Annotated in this window: 17 protein-coding genes; 6 read left to right on the plus strand and 11 right to left on the minus strand. The window is 56.8% G+C overall.

Annotated elements, in window-relative coordinates; translation table 11 throughout:
• Positions 1 to 21: 21 nt before the first annotated feature.
• The 4 genes from PHA01_RS27775 (at position 22) to PHA01_RS27790 (ending at position 1,955) form a co-directional block, all read left to right on the plus strand.
• On the plus strand, positions 22 to 390 hold the full coding sequence (locus PHA01_RS27775) for a response regulator transcription factor (RefSeq protein WP_271899495.1): 369 nt from the start codon (positions 22 to 24) through the stop codon (positions 388 to 390).
• Between the two features lie 88 nt (positions 391 to 478).
• Complete coding sequence (locus PHA01_RS27780) at positions 479 to 901, plus strand: hypothetical protein (RefSeq protein WP_271899496.1); 423 nt, start codon at positions 479 to 481, stop codon at positions 899 to 901.
• A gap of 27 nt (positions 902 to 928) precedes the next feature.
• Complete coding sequence (locus PHA01_RS27785; protein WP_271899497.1) at positions 929 to 1,498, plus strand: OmpA family protein; 570 nt, start codon at positions 929 to 931, stop codon at positions 1,496 to 1,498.
• Between the two features lie 109 nt (positions 1,499 to 1,607).
• Positions 1,608 to 1,955 (plus strand): hypothetical protein, encoded by a 348-nt coding sequence (locus PHA01_RS27790; protein WP_271899498.1) that lies wholly within the window; start codon positions 1,608 to 1,610, stop codon positions 1,953 to 1,955.
• 726 nt (positions 1,956 to 2,681) lie between these two features.
• Here PHA01_RS27790 and PHA01_RS27795 read toward each other — a convergent pair.
• The 5 genes from PHA01_RS27795 to PHA01_RS27815 all read right to left on the minus strand — a co-directional run bounded on the left by PHA01_RS27795 (position 2,682) and on the right by PHA01_RS27815 (position 7,289).
• On the minus strand, positions 2,682 to 3,521 hold the full coding sequence (locus tag PHA01_RS27795) for a phytanoyl-CoA dioxygenase family protein (protein ID WP_271899499.1): 840 nt from the start codon (positions 3,519 to 3,521) through the stop codon (positions 2,682 to 2,684).
• A 174-nt stretch (positions 3,522 to 3,695) separates the two neighbouring features.
• A complete protein-coding gene (locus PHA01_RS27800) occupies positions 3,696 to 3,899 on the minus strand; it encodes a hypothetical protein (protein WP_271899500.1) in 204 nt (67 codons plus the stop codon).
• Between the two features lie 798 nt (positions 3,900 to 4,697).
• Entirely contained in the window at positions 4,698 to 4,847 is a 150-nt protein-coding gene (locus PHA01_RS27805) for a DUF2474 family protein (protein ID WP_271899501.1), read from the minus strand.
• On the minus strand, positions 4,847 to 5,854 hold the full coding sequence (gene cydB / locus PHA01_RS27810) for a cytochrome d ubiquinol oxidase subunit II (protein ID WP_271899502.1): 1,008 nt from the start codon (positions 5,852 to 5,854) through the stop codon (positions 4,847 to 4,849). The genes PHA01_RS27805 and cydB overlap by 1 nt, the downstream gene beginning before the upstream one ends.
• A gap of 1 nt (position 5,855) precedes the next feature.
• Entirely contained in the window at positions 5,856 to 7,289 is a 1,434-nt protein-coding gene (locus tag PHA01_RS27815; RefSeq protein ID WP_271899503.1) for a cytochrome ubiquinol oxidase subunit I, read from the minus strand.
• Between the two features lie 589 nt (positions 7,290 to 7,878).
• On the opposite strand from PHA01_RS27815, the gene PHA01_RS27820 reads away from it, so the two are divergent.
• The gene (locus PHA01_RS27820; protein ID WP_271899504.1) at positions 7,879 to 8,505 is read left to right on the plus strand and encodes a hypothetical protein; all 627 of its coding nucleotides are present in this window, start codon (positions 7,879 to 7,881) and stop codon (positions 8,503 to 8,505) included.
• 583 nt (positions 8,506 to 9,088) lie between these two features.
• Here PHA01_RS27820 and PHA01_RS27825 read toward each other — a convergent pair.
• Entirely contained in the window at positions 9,089 to 9,289 is a 201-nt protein-coding gene (locus PHA01_RS27825; RefSeq protein ID WP_224515437.1) for a cold-shock protein, read from the minus strand.
• 419 nt (positions 9,290 to 9,708) lie between these two features.
• Here PHA01_RS27825 and PHA01_RS27830 point away from each other — a divergent pair, with 419 nt between their 5' ends.
• Positions 9,709 to 10,152: a MarR family winged helix-turn-helix transcriptional regulator gene (locus PHA01_RS27830; RefSeq protein WP_271899505.1), complete on the plus strand. Its 444-nt coding sequence runs from the start codon at positions 9,709 to 9,711 to the stop codon at positions 10,150 to 10,152.
• A 14-nt stretch (positions 10,153 to 10,166) separates the two neighbouring features.
• Here the strand turns inward: PHA01_RS27830 and PHA01_RS27835 are convergent, their stop codons facing one another.
• From PHA01_RS27835 to PHA01_RS27855, 5 genes are all read right to left on the minus strand, one after another.
• Positions 10,167 to 11,978 (minus strand): chloride channel protein, encoded by a 1,812-nt coding sequence (locus PHA01_RS27835; RefSeq protein ID WP_271899506.1) that lies wholly within the window; start codon positions 11,976 to 11,978, stop codon positions 10,167 to 10,169.
• Positions 11,979 to 12,343: 365 nt separating this feature from the next.
• Positions 12,344 to 13,816, minus strand: a complete 1,473-nt coding sequence (gene xylB, locus PHA01_RS27840; RefSeq protein ID WP_271899507.1) for a xylulokinase — start codon at positions 13,814 to 13,816, stop codon at positions 12,344 to 12,346.
• Positions 13,816 to 14,901 (minus strand): ABC transporter ATP-binding protein, encoded by a 1,086-nt coding sequence (locus PHA01_RS27845; protein WP_271899508.1) that lies wholly within the window; start codon positions 14,899 to 14,901, stop codon positions 13,816 to 13,818. The genes xylB and PHA01_RS27845 overlap by 1 nt, the downstream gene beginning before the upstream one ends.
• Positions 14,902 to 16,512 carry an FGGY-family carbohydrate kinase gene (locus tag PHA01_RS27850; RefSeq protein WP_271899509.1) on the minus strand — a complete coding sequence of 537 codons (1,611 nt, stop codon included), beginning with the start codon at positions 16,510 to 16,512 and terminating at the stop codon, positions 14,902 to 14,904.
• 22 nt (positions 16,513 to 16,534) lie between these two features.
• Positions 16,535 to 17,509 carry a sugar-binding transcriptional regulator gene (locus PHA01_RS27855; RefSeq protein WP_271899510.1) on the minus strand — a complete coding sequence of 325 codons (975 nt, stop codon included), beginning with the start codon at positions 17,507 to 17,509 and terminating at the stop codon, positions 16,535 to 16,537.
• Positions 17,510 to 17,513: the final 4 nt, after the last annotated feature.

A 17,513-nucleotide genomic window follows, 5' to 3' on the forward strand; every position in this document is an offset into this window, starting at 1 on the left:
ACCGGCTGAAAAGAGGATCAGGTGGAAAAGCTGCCATGGACGATTGCTGTCGTGGAGGACGATCCGAGTATGTTGAAAAGTGTTCAGCGGCTGCTCAATGTCCACGGATATACGACACAAGCATATTCGTCGGCCGAAGATTATCTGGATCGCCCCGTCACTAAGATCGACTGCCTCGTGCTCGACGTCGATCTTGGCGGCATGTCCGGGATCGAATTGCAGCGCCAATTGAGGGACGCCGGCTCAAAACTTCCGGTGATTTTCATGACCGCTCTCGAAGACGATGCTTTGGAAGCGGAAGCGGCCCGGACAGGCTGCATTGCGTATTTGCGCAAGCCATTTGCCGCCACCTCCCTGATCGACGCCATCGACAAGGCGTTGGCCGCTTAGGCGAACGATTGCCTTCCCTTAAGGACAATAGCCACTTCTCAGCCATTCGATAGACTGCCGCTGGAAATCAATCTCGGGAGTATCAGCAATGAACAGATCTAGTTTAATTGGCGGGGCGATTGTGATCGCTTCGCTATCCTTGGCTGGGATTGGTCGAGCCGATACGATGAGTTATGCCGATGCGGTGACGGCGCTTGCCAAGGACTGTGGCGCGGACATCAAGAAGGTCTGTAAGGGCCTCAATCTCGGCAATAACCGGATACAGGACTGCCTGCAGCAAAACCAAGCAAAGGTTTCGCCCACCTGTACCTCCACGCTGGGACAGGTGACCGCTTCGATCCAGCAACGGCAGGCGGCGCAGACCGGGTTCTTCAAGATATGTGCGCACGATGCCGCGCAGTACTGCGGGGGCGTCAAAGGGGAGGGCAACATTCTGGCCTGTCTGTTGAATTCGAAACGCGTCGACAACGGCAAATGCAACCAGGCAATCACAGATGCGGGATGGCGCTAGATCATGACCACAATCGAGGGAAAGAAAATGTTTGTTCGTCACCTTCGCGCGGGATTGGCGCTGGGACTTTTGCTCGCCGCCGGCAATGCCTCGGCTCAGCAGCTCAACAATCAGCAGCTGATCAGCACTCTGAGCCAGATCTCCAAGGCAGCGCCCGTCATCGATCCGGCTTTGCTCACGCAGGAAGCCAATGCCAATGTTGGCAAAGGCGTTGCCGGCCAGCCGAACTGGAGCCAGCTTGCCAACCTGTCGCAGCTGCTCGTCGAGATTGATTTCGAGAATGATTCTATCGCCATCGAACCGAAGTCATACCGGACGGTCGGCCTGATCGCCGATGCCCTGCATCATCCCAATTTGATGTTTTACCAGTTCCTGGTGGTTGGACACACCAGTTCGACGGGCGATGCCAAACACAATCTGAAGCTGAGCCAGCAGCGCGCCGATGCGATTACGGAAGCCTTGGCAACGACGTTTGCCATTCCGCGCAACCGGCTTTCTTCCGTTGGCGTGGGCCAGGAGATGCCCGTCGATCCGGCCAACCCGAAGGCCGCCGACAACCGGCGCGTGCAACTGATCAACCTTGGCCGGATCAAGTAACGGGCAATGCGACGTATCGGGCGTTTGCAGGGCGTTGTGACAGAACATCTGATTGTCATATTTGGAGAAACATCCAGCGGGGGGCTCGGAGCAATATGGGGAACACAGAATGCGCGCTGCAATTGCAATATTGATACTAGCGATGATGTCTCTTACCGGATGCCAGTCGAATGGCACCACTTCTGACGGCGTGCCAGCATCAGCCGCGCCGCCTGCCATGGATGCGACCGCTACCACGGCGGAGGGCGCACCGGTCGACCTTGCCGATCTGGTAAATGCCCCTGCCGCCGGCGCTCAAGCTCAGATGCGCGCGCGCGGGTACTCGTTTACCCAACAGCAAGGTTCGATCACGTATTGGTGGAATCCCAAAACGACGATCTGCGCAACGACAGTAACCAGCAACGGGACGTTTCAAACTATCGGAACGGCAACAATGCGCTACTGTGGCCAGCAATAATTATCGCGGTGCAATCAAATAGCCGGACGTCGCCTTTTGGCGCCCAGAGAAATAACTGGAAGGCGTGTTCACCAGCCCCCAGAAACACGTGAGCCCTTCGCCGGCCCTTCTTCGCTTATGGCAACGCGCGGTCGCGCGAAAGCTGTTTACGAGATGATCGACGGCACCCCTCCTTCCGCGACGAGTTCGCTGGGGCCACCGAAGGCGGAGGCCACTTGGCAACCAGGAGAGGCAGATGGGATCAATCAGAATCCTTGCTATGGATCATTGCCTCCGCCGCTTTCACGGTCCATCTCGCCAACTTTGCAGATTGCAATGCAAGCTATGGACCTTGGGCGCGGTCGTCGGCCTGATGACGTGGACCTGAATCTCCTTGATAATCCTGATCTTCGGAGCCGAACTTAATGCAAAACTCGAGCAGCAAACTGCGAAGGACAGCACCACCGGTGCACCACGTCCCATGGCAGAGCGGGGAGCGGTGGTTGCACACACCTTGGACGAGTCGACAGGTTAGGAATCGACCGTGCTGTTGATTTTCCCCTCGACGGCTCCGAGGTTTACGTCTCCCGCACGGAGTTCGAGAACCGGCCGGAAAAGCTTTGGGCGGAACGCGGGGGCCGAGGCTCCACGGTTGGAACGACGACAAGTATTCCATCTAGAATCAGTTCCTGCCAACATCAGCCTTGCCGGCGTAAGCAATGTGCCCAGAGAGTTCAACTCTGCAGATTATTCAGGATCGGCACCCATAACCAATCCTTCGATGTCGTGCTTTTGAATCACAGGTTCCAACGCATCGACCACCCGACATACCAAATGCTCTTTCACTGAATCGGGTAAGGCATCGAAATAGGTTTGGGTCACCATCAGGTCATGCAGCTCCGCGTGTCCTGCTCCGGGAGCATCGACCCCGAGCACCAGCACGGGTCGGGCAATCGGCGATGCATGTGCTGTTCCCCTATGCACGGTCAGCGCCGAACGGCAGGAAATATCGCCGAGTTGGGGAAACTTGCGAACGGCTTTGCTCTGAAACTCCTGCCAGCTCTCCTTGGGCGGAAACATTTCATGCTTCCACGCACGACCGTCAATGTATTGCGTGCCAAGCGCGACTTCAAACGGCCCCATGTCGTCCGTGACATCCACACCCGTCAAGTTAAAAGCCAGGGACGTGACGCGCCGATCTGCATAGGTTTCTGCCGGAGAGGGGAAATCTCTGTGCCAAGGTTGATATTTGGCACCTTGGAAAGGAACATCAAAACCGATTTCGACAATTTGGTAGTCCTTTCCAAGCGTCTTTTCACACATCCCTACAACCCACGGGTGCGTAACAAGGTCAACAAAGCCTCCAAATTCCTCAGGATGGATTTCCACATACCAGCGCCGCGGGCCGCGTCCTACTGCTCCGCCTGGCTGCTGAATCGCAGACCAGAAAGCGGTCATCATATCTTCGCGCATCGATTCAGCCCATTCGCGCGGAAACGCTGATTTCCTACCAACGATTCCATCGGTCGTTAGCATCAGTAGATCGCGTTCAATTTCGTCAGCTAGCGGTTGACCAGTGCTGCTCATGGTAACCTCGCACAGTTTATTATTATCAATATGGACGGTTATAATTATAAGTCAATTAAGCTGAACACTTGTTTGTGTAAGCCGATTTGGAATTTTCGCAGCCGGAGGGCGTCCGGGTGATCAACCTGTGGCGCAGCAGGAGCAAAGCATAACCGCAAAGGAGGTGCATGCCAGCTATTGTCTGGTCAAGCCGAGTTCGGCGCAACAGGCAACAAACTCATCCGGGGTCATTGGGCCGTATCCGTCAACATCTACCTTGAGGACTGAATGCTCGCGCATCGCTGCAAGCGCATCCTTGGCATTGCTGAACGTTTTGACGGTACTTGTTAGTATCTCATCCGGGATGAATATGCGTATTTTTGCGTTAGGGTTGATCATCACGAGGTCCTGGGTGAATAAGCAGCAGAATAACATCAAATCATAATGACCGCGATCACCGCCCATGCGGCCTGGTGAGCCGATTTTAGCAGGCGGACGCCGCACCGAACTACTAAACTCTAATGAATCGCGACGGGCAAGTCCGGACCCGGCCTGCCGGATACGCACTACAATCGCGGGCCGGGTCACTGACACTCGCGGCCGAGCGCCTCTGACCTTGATCAGGCTGTCAGTGAAAATGACGGTGAGCCTGTCACCGCCTGGTATCAGCCACGAATTGGGGCAGGGGAGTCATCAGGGACACAGCCGACTGTCTCGGCAGGCTGGAAACTCAAGCATAAAAACTTGGTTCCGCGCCGCTACGATTGTGTTGAAGAACGAGGCTCATTGATTGCCAAATAATTCGGTGAGGCTTGACCTCACTTGCGTCCTGGAAGAAGACCGCTGCTGACAATCCTTAGATCAGCATCTACAAATGTGCTGCTATTGCAAGAAAGGAAACTGACCATCTGGGTGTGTCTTGTACGGCTGCCGCTGCTTTGTAACTGCACAGATCCTGTCGGCGTAAATGTGCGGAGGACATTTATCCGGGCGTAACCGTCACGTCGCTGCTGCCAATGAGATTCATCGGGTGGTCCGATCATTGGCGACCCATCAGGAGCATCCTCTATAGTCAATCCGTATGTCGAAGTGAACGGCGACATGTATCGAAGTCTCGCCGGCTGTTGCTGGGTCCCTCACCAATCTGCCGAACAGCCACCGACCACCACGTGTCAGGGTGTATCCGCTCAACTTGTCTCAAACAGTAAGACCGGCAATACTCATGAGGACGCGAAAAAGACCGGCTACAACTGCGAGTGCTGCCACGCTTGCGGCCCAGATTAGCACCAGCCATCCCAGCCGTCGAAGCCGGCCGTGCTCGGGTACAGGAGACCGTTCCGACGGCATCAGTGATAGCCTTCGCCTGGTTTTACCTTTCCTCGGAAGACGTAATATGACCACGCCGTGTAGGCCAGAATGCACGGTATCACGAGGAGCGCGCCGACAAGGGTGAAACCCATACTCTCCGCTGGACCTGCCGCTTCCCAAATGGATATCGCAGGGGGCACTATATTTGGCCAAAGGCTTATAGCGAGCCCGCTGTAGCCTAAAAACAGTAAGAACAAGGTGAACAAAAAAGGCCCGACGTGGGGCTCACCCCTAAGCAGGCGAAGGATGGCCCAAGTTGTAGCCAATACAAGCGCTGGCACCGGGGCAAAAAACAACATATTCGGTAAGGCGAACCAGCGGTTTGCGACATCGGCATGCGCCAGCGGTGTCCAAATACTGACGATGATGATAATTGCAAGCACTGCCAGGGTGGCTGGGCGCGCCAGCTTGATCATACTGCGCTGCAATTCGCCTTCGGTTTTCATGATTAGCCACGTGCAGCCAAGCAGCGCATATGCCACAACCAGCGCTGCCCCCGTGAAGAGACTGAACGGGGTAAGCCAATCGAGAACACCGCCGCTGAATGCGGCATCCTTGACCTCAAAGCCATTGATAAAACCTCCAAGCGCAAGTCCCTGCGAGCAAGTTGCAACATACGATCCCCAGGCAAAGGCTTTGTCCCAAAATGGCTTATGACTGTCATTTGCTTTGAAGCGAAATTCGAATGCCACACCTCTCCAGATGAGGCCTCCGAGCATCAAAAAGAGAGGAAAATACAAAGCGCTGAGGATGATTGAATAGGCAAGCGGAAAGGCCGCCAACAAAGCCGCGCCGCCAAGGACGAGCCACGTTTCATTGCCGTCCCATACGGGGGCGACGGTGTTGACCATCGTATCGCGGTCATCGCGGTCCGGCACGAACGGAAAGAGGATCCCGATGCCGAGATCGAAACCATCCATGATGACATACATCATCAACCCGAATGCGATTATGATTGCCCAAATTAGCGGAAGGTCAATTCCCATGCTATCGGTCCTCGCTTTCCGGTAGATCAATTGTTGGATCCACGTCGTCGGGCGCGGCCGAAAGTGGCCTGGCCGGCCGCTGTGTCTGATGCGAACCGTGCCGTTCAGAATCAGAAATGTCCGCCGGCCCTGCGGCCACCAGCCTCAACATATAACTCACGCCGGTGCCGAAAACTGCGATGTAGATCACAATGAAAACCAGCAGCGTCGTCGACAGCGCCAGAGCCGAATGGTTCGACACGGCATCCTTGGTTCGCATGACACCATAGACCACCCAAGGTTGCCTGCCGATCTCGGTGGTAAGCCATCCAGCGAGTATGGCGATCAGTCCGCAGGGCCCCATCGCAACGGCAAAGCGCAAGAACGGCTTCGATTGGTACAAGGTTCGGCGATACCGTAACAGCAAGCTCCATACACCCAACAAGAGCATGAGGACACCCAAACCCACCATGACGCGAAATGTCCAGAAAACCACCGTTGAATTTGGCCGGTCGTCGGGAGCAAACTCCTTAAGCCCGGGAAACTGGCCATTCCATTCATGGGTAAGGATGAGGCTGCTGAGATGAGGAATTTCCACCGCGAATTTCGTCTTTTCAGCCGCCATGTCGGGCCATCCGAACAGTATAAGCGGCACGCTTTGTCCCGGCGTGTTTCCCCAGTGGCCCTCCATCGCTGCAATCTTGGCGGGTTGATATTTGAGGGTGTTTAGGCCATGGGCGTCGCCGAGTGCGATTTGCAACGGCGTGACGAGAACCAGCATCCACATGGCCATCGATAGCATAATGCGTATCGGACGAATATCATTGCCCCGAAGCAGATGCCACGCACCGGATGCGCCGACGAAAAGGGCGGTAGCAAGGAATGCCGCCACGGTCATATGCGCCAGTCTGTAGGGAAAGGAGGGATTGAAAATGACCTGCAGCCAGTCTACCGGAACAACGCGGCCACTGATAATTTCGTATCCTTGCGGTGTCTGCATCCAGCTGTTCGATGCAAGGATCCAAGTTGCAGACACGAGTGTTCCGATTGCCACCATGATGGTGGCGAACCAATGCAGGCCTGGACCCACCTTGTTCCATCCGAACAGCATGACACCGAGAAAACCCGCCTCGAGGAAGAATGCGGTTAGCACTTCATAGGTGAGCAACGGGCCGGTGATACTTCCTGCAAATGCAGAAAAATAGCTCCAATTCGTGCCGAACTGGTAGGCCATGACAATGCCAGATACCACCCCCATGGCAAAATTAACCGCGAAAATTTTCGACCAGAAATGGTACAGGTCGCGATGGACGACGTCCTGCTTCCACAACCACAAGCCTTCAAGAACGGCGAGGTAGCTTGCAAGACCGATCGTGATTGCCGGGAAAATAATGTGGAATGAAATTGTAAAACCAAACTGAATTCGGGCCAGCTCAAGCGCAGTGAATCCGAGCATGGAATTCGTTCCTGTGTTTGTAGCAATCTGCCCCGGCCCGAGAACGTCAGTAACCAAGACGCTGAGTTTTATACAAACCGTCCGCAGCCTATTGCTGGAAATTACTATCGCTGCGGGAATTTGGCCACCAATAAATTGGCGATGGCAAGCAGTGCGGTCGCAATAAGACCGGCGGCCCAGAAGAGCTCAGCGCGAAATCAATGAACAAACGCATACGACAGTCACAAAATTATCCAATGGTCAGCAGCTCGCTTCCTGGATGCACGTTTCTGCTTCGGAGGCGTTTTTCGCCGCGCGACCAGACGAGCCCACGGGCAGTGGCTCTATTTTGCGCCGTGGGCGTGGCGGGGACCCAATCCATCCATCATGAACATTGCAAATTTGGGTGATCATGCCACTGAACATTCCATCTTGGGCAGTTACGCGGCTCGGGACAGTCCAAGAAAATCTTCAACGTGCGGCTCTGGGAACCATTTGAGAAGCCGTTTGTTAGCAGCGCAAGACCGACTTTTGGAACGTGCCGTTGCGTTTAGCGTCACGTCCAAAACGGGCGGCATGAGAGTGGGATCAAACAACCGGAGACTGCAAAATGTCCAGTTATAACGAAGTCTCAAGCGCGGATCATGACCCAAGCGCTTCCACTACATTGACGGCGTTTTACGAAGATCGCGAAATGGCGGAGCGAGCCGTATTGCGGTTGGTGGATGCCGGAATCGATCACAATAAAGTTCGTCTCGTCGAAGGCGACGACACCTTGGATCCAAACGCAACGTCCGACGAGCGCCGCATGGGCTTTTGGGAATCTATTGGCGATTTCTTTTTTCCCGCCGAGGATAGGGACGCGTACTTCGAGGGCGTTCGCCGCGGCGGGTTTTTGGTGACCGTCACGGAGGTGAGCGGCGAACTGGCCGACAAAGCCCTTGACATTCTCGATGACGAGGGCAGCGTCGACATCGACGAAAGAGCGCAGTCGTGGCGTTCGGAAGGCTGGTCGCCAACGGCATCAGAAGACTTGCCCCCCTCCCAGTACGACCGGACTGGCGATCCGCAGGTCTCAACCGTGGAGGGTGTCGCGAGTTCGTCGGGTGATGCAACGGCCGATGACATAGACCGTCCGATGCTTGGCACCGAGGATGACGAAGTGCAACGTGTAGCCACGCGCGATACGAGTACCGGGCGCAAGCGAGCTCGATCCTACACACTGAAGCGCAGTTGAAGCAGCGTGGGAACTGACTGGCTTTTCCATGCCAAACCATGGGTAAAAACGCAAAGCCGGACCGAAGCGGGTTGCAGGCTTTAAGGTTCCCAAGACACTGCCGGTCAAAATGCTGCGCGGTCTCGTGAGCAATCCGTTTTACGCGAGGTTCTGGCCAATGCTCTGACCACCGGTGCAGCGGCGGCAGCGCTGCACGCATTGAAGAGCGGAAAGATACCGCGGATGCTGGCAAACAGGGTGCTAAAAAAGGGGGCGAAACCACACGGGCAGTTTAAAGCGGGACCAGTGCCGCAATGCGCGCGATCGGGGATACCGCCCACTCCAGCTTCCAAATCACACACGACCTGGCAACAGAGGCCCGGATGTTTCATAGGCTTGCGAGTGTCACCTCAGGGAATTTTCTGCGGAGCCCCCTTTGGACAGGCTGGCCTGTGCTGATCTTTGGGGAGTGTCGTATAGGGCCGCTCATGGCGTAATAGCTGGAGCCCAATTTCAGGATGCGAAGCCAGCTCACGGTATAATGGCGTGAGCGAGACGGCACAGGCGATTTTAACCGAAGTGTCCCAATGAATCTTCTATCGACTCAAAGCACCCGAACGTTTTCCGCCTTCGATTTCCCGGTCTTGCGATCTTGCCCCAGATCGTAATTTACGCGTTGCCCTTCATTCAGCGCATCACCCTCGATAGCGGAGACGTGCACGAACACGTCCGTGCCTCCACCTTCCGGCGTGATGAACCCGAAACCCTTTTGCGTATTGAAAAACTTGACTGTACCAGTTGCCATGCACTTTGCCTCGAAGGTTCAGCAGTTAATTGCCCCCAGGCAAACCTATAGCCATTGACATGTATTCGCAATAAGCGCTCGGCGCGCAAGCTTCCACGAACGTTGAGCGTCGTTATTCAGTCCCGCTATGAGTGGAAGAGCGGGCGTCTTGGCAAGGAATGATGGGTCGTTGGTTCCGCGCCTTCAGGGTTGCCAGGTCTTGGCATTTTCAAACGAATGTTTGCTGCTGGCTTCTGTTTAACTCCGAGCCGGGGGACATAGGGCGCTGTAACGGAGGGACTCAATTTTGAACTCGATCTGGAGCTGTGCACGGGTTGTTCCGCGGCCGGGTAGGTTTCATTTTCGTTATCTGTTATTGCAGAGTAGAAAAGCGTTGAAATAATGATGTTCCATCTGAGTACGTTTACGCACAGAGGCCAATGGCTGATCAATCCAATCTATCGAAACAGGAACTCGAGGATGGAGATTATGTTGCCCTGGCGCGATTTCGGCGCGCTGTTCGGGCATTCCTGAGCTTCAGCGAAAGCGCGGCGCGGGAATGGGGTCTGACAGCACAGCAGCATCAGGCAATTCTGGCCATTCGCGGATTTGCATCTGACAGCGAAATGGGTGTCGGTGATCTGGCTGAACATTTAATGATCCAGCACAACAGTGCCGTGGAATTGGTGAACCGGCTGCAGGATAGCGAACTGGTTGAGCGGTCGATCAAAGCAGACGATCGGCGGCGGGTTAATATTCGACTGACGCCCAAGGCACATGCCTTGCTTGCAGACCTTTCCTCGGCACATTTGCTGGAACTGCAAAGAACTGGACCAGAGCTGGCCGAAATCCTTGGCCAGCTCCGCAAAAGAAACAAAACCTGACGGCAGTTCATCGGTTAGTCGCTGACGACTTTAGCTGCAATCTGTTCAGAATTTCTCGAGCGCTCGCGAAAATACGCCGTGCGCTCCTTTTCATCGGAATGGCTTGCAAGACGTGTTCGCAGTAAATCCTTCCGTGCGACAAGGCCAACAACATGCCCGGTTTGCGGGTCAATGATCGCTACCCTGCCGGCGTCGTTTAACACCATCCGATCCGCCAGGCGTGCGACGAGTTCATCCGGATAACCGGATAGAACGGCGTTGTCGGAGACGCATTCAAAGAGTGTCTCGCCGGAATGATCGCCTTGCGTACTCCAACGAAGAACATCGGCCCGCGAAACCATTCCGACGAGGCAATTCTGTTGGTCGACAAGCGGATAGGATTTATGCCTGTGTTGGCTCGCCGTGAAAAAGGCGACCGCCTCGTCAACCTGCATTGAAGCGGGGAGCGTATCCGGATTGGCAACCATCACTTCCGAAACCCGGAGGAGTTCAAACGGATCGATGCTGTATTCTCGCGTGATGTGCTGTCCGCGGCGGGCGATTTTTTCCGTTAGTATAGAGCGCTTGAGCAGAAGCACGGTCACACAATAGGCGCAGCCTGTCGCGACCAGTAGTGGCACAAGGAGTTCTACTTTCCCGGTCAGCTCTACGGCAAAGATGATGCCGGTCAGCGGCGAGCGCATTGTGCCGCCCATCATGGCTGCCATGCCCAGCAGCGACCAGAGTTCGACAGGACCTGCAAAATACTGCCCCTCGAGAAACCCCACCGATCCGCCAATGATCAGCAGAGGCGCCAGCACGCCTCCCGAGGTTCCCGAAGCCAAGGCCAGTATCCAGATGATCGACTTGACGACCACCAGCAGCAATACGGCGTGTGCGTCGATGCTGTTGTTGAGCAGATCATGGATGACGTCATAGCCGACACCCATTGCCCGAGGCTCGATCATTCCGCCCAGCCCAATGGCGATGCCGCCTAAAGCCGGCCACCACATCCAATGCAATGGCAACCGCGCGAACAGATCTTCTGCCGCATACAGGAGCGACGTCAACAAACCTGACAACAGGCCCATGGTCAGTCCAACCACGGCACACATGGCCAGGGTAAGAAGGGAAAGATCATGCTTGAAGAAAAGCGGAAACAACGGCCCGTCGCCCATGAGCAGGGGACGCCAGGCGATGGCAACCGCTGCTGCCACCATTACCGGGATGAGACTGCGCGGTTTCCACTCGAAGAGGAGCAATTCGACGGCCAGGAGGATTGCGGCGATCGGTGTGCCAAAGATCGCCGTCATGCCCGCCGCTGCACCTGCCACCAGTATCGTCTTGCGCTCCGCCGCGCTCAGATGGAAGCATTGTGCGAACAGCGAGCCGATTGCCCCACCGGTCATGATGATCGGACCTTCGGCGCCGAACGGCCCCCCGGTGCCGATGGCGATCGCCGATGACAGCGGCTTCAACAAAGCCACCTTCGGCTGCATGCGGCTGCTGCCGATGAGGATCGCTTCAATCGCTTCCGGGATTCCGTGACCTCTGATTTTCTCGGACCCGTAGCGGGCCATCAGACCGATGATCAACCCGCCCAGCACGGGAACGATCAGCATCATGATGCCGGGTGTGATGTTGGCATAGGAGACGTCTTCGACAGAGAAACGCTGGAACCAGGCTAAATTGGTGGCAAGAGCAATGAGCTTGATGAGAAACCAGGCGGCAAACGTCCCACCTGTGCCGACGATGGCTGCCATCGCGACAAGGATCAAAACGCGATAGTCCGTCGAAAAATCACCTGGAGCGGGTGTGGACCGGGGGGAGAACGGATGATGAGACATAGCGACTTTCGTGGGAAGGTGACTGGCTGCGCATCTGTTATATCGTGATACGATATAATTCAAGTGGGTTTAAGGCACGAGATGCGCGCCTTGCAGCAATGACTCTCGGCGCAGGGGCGGACATCGCGTTATTGCGGGTTTCGGCTCGACCGGTGCGGTTGCATAATGTTTTGTGTGGAACTTCGGTAAAGATAGCGTGATGGGGCACAATCGTCAGGTTGAATTAACAACGACAATGCAAAACCCGCGTTGCATTTCTGTGTACTCTTGCCATCCTGACGCGCATGAAAGCGTGATCTCGAGCAGCCTCGTTCTGTCCGTCGTTGCAGCATTTCTTTAGAACCGGGCAGCCGCTTTGCCGATCTCTACGCCGCAGGTGAATACATGTGGAGGTAACGTTGTCGCCGCACATGAAGGACAGCCGCCGCGTGTTTATCTGGTTCGAAGCGGATGCGAACAGCGGGCTTCCGGCATACCGACTCCATCGTCCCGGCACCAACCGCCAGCATTGCCAGGCGTGCTGCACCGAACGCCGCTCCAATCTCGGCGCCCTCGGGCAAATCGAGCGGTAGATCGAGGACATCTGCAAGCAGGCCGTTCCAGTAGCTGCTGCGAGACCCGCCACCAACCAGCATGCAGGATCGCGGCGCGGCGTTTGCCGCCTTCAACACTTCGAGTCCGTCAGCCATCGCGAAGGCAACGCCTTCCAGAACGGCATAGGCCAGTGCACCGGCATCGTGCTCCGTCCGCAAACCGTCGAATTTCGCCGTGGCGTTCGGGTCGTTGTGAGGCGTTCTCTCTCCCGCGAGATAGGGCAGAAAGACGGGGGCGGCCTCGCGACGTGCAGGGTCCGAAGCAAAGATTTTCGCCTTTTCGATCAGACCGGCGACATCACGGCCATGACCTGTCAGGGCGCCCAGCCAGGCCAGTGCCGACGCAGCCGAGAGCGCCACGACCATCCCATGCCAGCGCTGCGGCAGCGCGTGGCAAAAGCCATGCAGTGTCCGCTCCGGCAGGGCAACCAGCCGGTCGGTCGATACGAACAGCACGCCGGAGGTCCCTAGCGATAAAAATCCGTCACCCGGGCTGACGGCGCCGATACCAACCGCTGACGATGCATTGTCTCCACCGCCGCCGGCAATCGGAATCCTGCGTCCAGTCAGGCCCCACAAAGCTGCTACCTCGGCGGAAAGATCGGTCGAGAGTTCAGACCCCTCGACAAGGTCGGGCATTTGCGATCGTCTCATGCCACCGCCCTTTAGCAGAACGTCATCCCATACGCGCCGTCCTATATCGAGCCAAAGGGTGCCGGCCGAGTCGGATTTGTCTGATACGTACGCCCCCGAGAGACGGTATCGGAGGTAGTCTTTGGGCAACAGAACCTTTGCGACCTTTGCAAAAAGTTCAGGCTCGTGCCGCGCAACCCAGAGCAGCTTGGGTGCCGTGAAGCCCGGCATAGTTGTGTTCGAGGCACGGGCGAAGAAATCCGGTATCCGCTCGAGGAGTTCGGCGCATTCGCGCCCGCAGCGCCCATCATTCCAAAGAATCGCGGGGCGCAGAACTGAACCGTGGCGGTCCAGCAACGTCGCGCTGTGCTGCTGCCCGGACAGACCGATAGATTGAAGCTGCAGGAAATCGGACGGGGCCGTTGCGCGGATATGACCCACGGCCGCGTCGGCAGCATTCCACCAGTCTTCAGGGTTCTGTTCCGACCACATTGGCCGGCGCCGCAAGACGTCGAGGGGCGCTGATCCCTCAGCGATCAATCTTTGATCCTCATCGACCAGAATTGCCTTGACGGACGAGGTGCCAACGTCAATGCCGAGAAAAGTTCCCATCAGATACCGAGACCCTGACTGTCGAACAGGTAGATGTGCTGCGGCGCAATTCCAATTGGCAGGGTGTCGTTCCTTGCGATTGCCGGACGGCCCGGCACGACGATCGTCATCATCGGCGCCCCCTCGGGCAGAGCGTAGATCTGGCTCGCGCCGCCAAGATACTCGGCAAAGTCTGCTTTCAGGCTCAGTACCGGTGTGGCCGATTGAAGCTCAAGATGCTCGGGTCTCATGCCCACCGTCACCGTGTCGCCCGTCTTCACCTGATGCTGGCGCTTCGTGGCGACAGTCAGCGTACCGCCGGCAAAGGCGGGGCAGGAGACAGTCAGCTGGCGATCCGCGGCGCCGGTCACAACGGCCGGGATAAAGTTCATTTTTGGGGAACCGATAAATCCCGCGACAAAAATATTTGCCGGATTGTCATAAAGTTCAGTCGGTGTTCCGACCTGCTCGACGAGCCCCGCCCGCAGGACGACGATGCGGTCTGCAAGCGTCATCGCTTCGATCTGATCATGCGTGACATAAACCATGGTGACGCCGAGAGCGCGGTGAAGCTTGGCAATTTCGACACGCATCTGTGTGCGCAGCTCCGCATCGAGATTTGAAAGCGGCTCGTCGAACAGAAAAAGTTTCGGATTGCGTACGATTGCCCGTCCGATCGCCACACGCTGGCGCTGACCGCCTGAAAGCTGGCGAGGCTTGCGCTCAAGCAGCATCTCGATCTGCAATATCCGCGCTGCTTCGGCAACGCGCCGCTTGATCTCGTCCTCCTTGGTCTTGACCATTCGGAGCCCGAAGGCAAGATTTTCGAACACGCTCATATGCGGATAAAGTGCATATGACTGAAACACCATCGCCACTTCGCGGCGTGCCGGCTCCACATGCGTAACAATCTTTTCGTCGATGAGGACATCGCCATCGCTGATCTCCTCAAGACCGGCAATCATTCGCAGGAGCGTTGATTTTCCGCAGCCGGAAGGCCCGACGAACACAACGAATTCGCCCTTCTCTGCCGAAAAACTCACGCCCTGGACGGCCGAATGTTCACCATAGCGCTTGACCACATTGTCGAGGCGAAGAAAAGACATTCAAAAAACTCCGGATTCTTTGACAGGCACAAAGGCTGCAAGCGCGCGGCCCGCGGTCTCGACCTCGTTTCTTATGGCGAAAAGCTTTAGATAGACGCGATAGGCAGCGTCATGCGCCCGCCACCACCGCGGATCGGCGTCGAGCGTTTCCTGCCGGGGTGCCATGGCTTCGAGACTGGCGAACAAATCTTTATGAAGCCCTGCAGCGACAGCAGCTACCATGGCGGTTCCAAGCAGCACCGGTTCCCTGGTGTCGCTAATGACAAGTTTCGCTCCGGTCGCATCGCGATAGAGCTGGACGAGCAGTGGATTGTTCAGCTGACCGCCCGCCAAAGCTAGACTGTCGATCGCATATTGGCCATGGCTGTTTAAGTGTTCGATGATCTGCCGCGTCTGCAAAGCCAGTGCACGTGCCGTGGCGTAGTAGGCTTCCAGCAAGGACCGCTCCCCCGTGTCGAGCCCGAGGCCGGTCACCAGCGCACGGACGCGTCCATCTCCGAGTGGAGCGCGGTTGCCGAGCCAGTCCGGAACAATGTGGCGCGCCGCCGCTAAGGCCGCCCCTTCCTGTTGAAGGATTTGCAGGATCCGATTGGTGGTTTCGAGGTGAAGCGCGCTGCTCGGCTGTCCGGGACTTGCGGGATGATGCTCAAGCAGCGCGTCGAGCGCCGTGCCGGAAAGGCTTTGGCCGGCTTCGTGCATCCAGTAGCCGGGAAATACCGCATCCTTGAACGGGCCCCACACACCGGGAATATGGCGGGGTCCTTGCGCAAACGGCATGTAGCAGGTTGATGTACCGGCAATCATCGGCAGCAGATTGTTCATCCGCTTGCGATAATCTCGTCCAAGAACACCCAGCGCTCCGGCCTCTGCATCGATCAGGCCGATAGCCACCGGTATGCCTTGCGGCACGCCCATGGCCGCTGCAGCCGAGCCTGATACCCTGCCGTGCACTTCTCCGACCTTGCCTGGTGTGACGCCGAGTTTCCCGAGCTTTGTCAGATCACCAATACCCAAATCGTCGAGCAGATCCTGACACCATGGATCAGCTCCGTCGGGGAGATAGGGCCATTTGCAAGCGAGCCCGCAGACGGAATGACGGTCGTCTCCCGTCGCGCGGCGCGCGAGCTCGTCACAGAGGTCGCGCGCGCCTCTTACCCGCGCCCACGCCGCCGGTCTATGCCGCTTCAACCAAAGCAGCTTTGGCAGATTGGTTTCCGGCGAAAGCGAGCCGCCGACATGATCGAGAAAGCGATGGCCTGTTGCATCAACTTCCGCCGCTTCAAATTCTGCCCGGTGATCCATCCAGCAGATCACATCGCCGCCTCCATCAAGAGGCGGCTCGCCTTCCGCTTCGATATAGACGGACGAAGTCGCGTCGAAAGCCAGACCGGCGACTGAGGATGCAAATTCAGGCCGTTGCGACAGGCATTCCGTCGCCGCCAGACAAACGGCGTTCCAGATATCGTCCATGCGGTAAACCGCATGATGTTCTGCCGGCGTCACTAGTTTGAATGAAGCGGATGCATCTGCCATGAGTTGGCCGTCGCTAGCGAAAAGGCCAGCCCGCGCGGACAGCGTCCCCACGTCGATTGCAAGGAGATGCTTCATCATTCGCTCACCATTGTCGCCATTTTCATGCGGCGTCCTTCAAGATCGCTTCCGCCACATCTTCGTCCGTGACGAGACGATTGACATAGCCCGCTCGCAACACCGCCTTGATGATAAGCGCCTTGTGCATGCCGCCGGAAGCAAGGATCGATGACGGAATGAGCTTGAGGTTCGGGGGACGCATCGCCATCACACGCTGGTTCAGTGGATGATCGACAGGTTCTCCGTTTTGATCGAGGAATACACCGAGGATATCGCCGACGGCACCGGCCTCTCTGAGCGTCGGCAGATTCTCGGTCACGACCTGCGTCCTTACGAGAAGCGAATGGTCGGAGAGGTCACCACAGGCAATGAGGGCCACCGCGGTATTGCGGCCACGTTGCATCGCTTCTGCCAAACCGTAATGGGTCAGCAATGTGGTGCGGCTCTCGCTCGAAGGACAGTAGATGGGTGCTGCGACGTAATAACATTCGGCGCCAAGAATGCGGGCAAATTCCGTTGATACCTCAAAAGTGTTCGTGCCGGACCCACGTGTCAGACCACCCATCAGCGCCGCAACCCAGGCATTTGTCAGACGGCGCGGCGTCAGATGTCTGCGCGCGGCCGAAAGCGTTTGCCCCCAACCGATGCCAAAACCCTTGCCATCGATGAGGAGCGGATCGAGCATGGCAGCGGTGGCGCGGCCCAAAACACGGTGCAGGTCTTCTGCTTGGGATACCGAGGGCACAACCGAGCAATCGATAAGGCCAAAGCGTCCCTTCAACTTTTCTTCGAGCGCCACACAACGGGTAAGCGGCATCTTGATATCGACACTGACCAGTCCGTCGCTCCGCGCCTGAACGACGATCTTGTTGACGCGCAGCCGGGTGATCGACAGCTTGTCGGCGATCTCCTGCTGGGTCAGACCACCGACATAGTAGTACCAGGCCACCCGGGCGCGAATTTGCTCGGTATCGGCGGCAGGGTTTGAGAGTAGTTCGTCTGAAGTGAATTCGTTCAATGGT

This window comes from Candidatus Phyllobacterium onerii, from assembly GCF_028331445.1.
In the GTDB taxonomy this organism is placed as follows: domain Bacteria; phylum Pseudomonadota; class Alphaproteobacteria; order Rhizobiales; family Rhizobiaceae; genus Phyllobacterium; species Phyllobacterium onerii.